Origin of the sequence: Stieleria sp., from assembly GCF_041595215.1 — a bacterium.
GTDB lineage: Bacteria > Planctomycetota > Planctomycetia > Pirellulales > Pirellulaceae > Stieleria > Stieleria magnilauensis.
This window is the reverse complement of record NZ_JBFHKV010001131.1, coordinates 1-2666: the sequence shown is the minus strand read 5'-3', so window position 1 is coordinate 2666 and position 2666 is coordinate 1. Positions and strand designations below refer to the sequence as shown.

Genomic DNA, 2666 nt, shown 5'->3' with positions numbered 1-2666 from the left:
GTTGCTATCAATGGGGGGCGGTGTCGATGCGTTGGGGGCGCCGGGGTGTCCGTCTCGCTGGAAGGGGGGCGTCCCCTCGCCGCAGGCCCGGGTTCAGGGCAGCGATTGATCTTGTCGCCACCCCGCGGGGAATTCTAGATCTGGGCCATGATCAGTCTCGCCCCAGTCCGGACCCGCCTCTTTGGGTGGGCCGCCTTAATGCTTCTTTCGTCGTTAGCCGGCTGCGCCGGGCCGGACGTCGCGGGCACCTTCCGGACCGAGTCTCCGCCGCCCTTCTCGGCCAGCGGAACGGCGGTGACGCCCGATCGCTGGTGGACGACGTTTGACGACCCCGGGCTGGACCATCAGATCGACGCCGCGCTGGGCGACAATTTTTCATTGGCGGCTGCGCTCAATCGGTTAGCTGCGGCGCGGGCACTGACCCGTCGCGAAGCCTCGGACTTGTGGCCGGACATCGACGGCGTGGCGGAAATCGGTGGTGTTTTTGGTCCCGGTAGCGATCAAACCAGTTACACGTTGGGGCTCGATACGTCCTACCAGGTGGACCTGTGGGGGCAAATCGAATCGCGGGTCGAGGCCGAACGGCTTCGCGCGGCGGCGACCGCTGCGGACTATCACGCGATCGCGCTAACGTTGTCGGCCGAGATCGCCCGCACCTGGTTCTCGCTGATCGAAGCCCGCGCCCAATTGGCGTTGGTCGAGGAACAGATTGAAACCAACCGCAACGGCGTGATCGCCCAAGAGCTGAAGTTCGGTTCTGGGGAAGTCGGCGGCCCCGACGTGCTACGGCAGCGTCAATTGGTCGAATCCACCCTGGAGCAATCGGCGGTGGTCAAGTCCCGAATCGACGTGCTGGAACATCAGTTGGCCGTGCTGCGTGGGCAGCTGCCCCAGCAAGCCAGCTTCTACACGGGGGCCGAACTGCCCGGATTGCCGCCGCTGCCGGACACCGGCTTGCCATCGGAATTGCTGAAACGCCGACCCGACGTGCGCCGCGATTATCTGGCGTTCATGGCCGCCGATCGTGATCTGGCATCGGCGATCAGCGCCCGCTACCCGCGACTGAATCTGAGCGCATCGGTGCTCAGCGTCGCCGATCACCCCGAAACGCTGCTCCGCGACTGGTTTGTCGGCATCGGCGGGCAATTGATCGCGCCGCTGTTTGACGGCGGACAGCGACGCGCCGAAATCGATCGCACCGCCGCCTTGGTTCGCCAGCGGTTCAACGAGTACGGCGAAACCATGCTGACCGCGTTCCGCGAAGTCGAGGACAATCTGGCGCTGGAACGCTACCAGCTGGAACGATTGAAACATCTCGAAGCCCAATCGGAGTATGCCAGACAGGCCTCCGATCAGCTACGTCGACGCTACCTGTTTAGGGAGGCCGACTACCTGGATGTGCTCAGCGCGACCACGGCCGAACAAAGATTGCAGCGCGAAACGTTGGCCGCCCGACTAGACTTACTGCTCATCCGCGTCGCGCTGTACCTGGCGTTGGCCGGAGATTTTGAAACCCGTCCGCAAGAGCAGTTAGAGTTCCAGGGGTTGGCTGTGCCTGAAGAAGTGTCCGTCGAGGAGGCGAACGGCGGCTCGGAGATCGAGTCGCTGCCGGAGCCGGCCTCCGAACTGGAACAACTGCTCAGGTCCGTGGAGCCGTTTCCCGCCCGCGATGCAAATGAATGACGCCCCGCAACGACGCCCCGTTTGGCGTTGGCTCCGCTTGATCGCCAATGTGCTCGTTTGTTTCGCGATCCTCGGCGCGTCGGCGGCCGCCATCGTCGTGATCAATCGGACCGAACCGACGGCGCAAACGATCAATGCCACCCGCAAGTCGGCCGCGCTGGTTGAAACAATCACGGCGCGTCGCGGAACATACCGTCCCCGCTTGTCCGTGCTCGGTACCGTCCAGCCCGCCCAGGATATCGTGCTCAGCCCACGCGTCAGCGGACAAGTGATCGAGCTTTCACCCCGATTCGTTCCCGGCGGAATGGTCCGCGAAGGTGACCTACTATTGCGCATCGATCCGGCCGACTTCGAAAACGCCCTGTCGATCCGAAAGAGTGAATTGGAGCAAGCCCAAGCCTCCTTGGAGATCGAGCAGGGGCGGCAGAGTCTGGCCGAAAAAGAACTCGCCTTGTTGGAAGGGACGATCGGCGAAGCCAACCGTTCGCTGGTGCTGCGCGAGCCGCAAATCGCATCGATCCGAGCCGAGTTCAACGCGGCCAAGGCGGCGGTCGAGCGGGCCGAGTTGGACCTGGAGCGAACCCGCGTGAGCGCCCCCTTCGACGCCCAGATCCTGAGCCGTTCGGTCAACGTCGGTTCGCAGGTTTCACCCGGCGATGAGCTGGCCCGACTGGTCGGCATCGAAGAGTATTGGGTGATGGCCGCCGTCCCGGTACGTAGCTTGCCCTGGATCGAATTCCCCAAACCCAACAATCGGGAAGCGTCCGAAGCGGCTGATTCCCCCGCGCAAGATTCGACCGCGCAGGCATCGACCGTACGGCTGAGAAACCCCGGTTCGTGGCCCGAGGGAACCGAGCGTGTGGGGCAGATCGCGCGGATGATCGGCACGCTGGATCAGCAGACGCGTTTGGCGCGTGTCCTGGTCACCGTGCCCGATCCGCTCGGTCAATCGTCTGACGCCCCGCCGCTGATTTTGGACACGT

Annotated in this window: 2 protein-coding genes; both read left to right on the top strand. The window is 64.0% G+C overall.

The genetic code is table 11. The features are described from left to right. Positions 1–198 precede the first annotated feature (198 nt). The gene (locus tag ABX749_RS28855) at positions 199–1683 is read left to right on the top strand and encodes a TolC family protein (RefSeq protein ID WP_372899082.1); all 1485 of its coding nucleotides are present in this window, start codon (positions 199–201) and stop codon (positions 1681–1683) included. Then, a partial coding sequence (locus ABX749_RS28850) for an efflux RND transporter periplasmic adaptor subunit (protein ID WP_372899081.1) occupies positions 1676–2666 on the top strand: 991 nt, incomplete at its 3' end. The genes ABX749_RS28855 and ABX749_RS28850, both read left to right, overlap by 8 nt.

Excerpts from the sequence above, each read along its gene's own strand:
- ABX749_RS28855 (WP_372899082.1), top strand. The coding sequence starts at position 199 with ATGCTTCTTTCGTCGTTAGCCGGCTGCGCCGGGCCGGACGTCGCGGGC.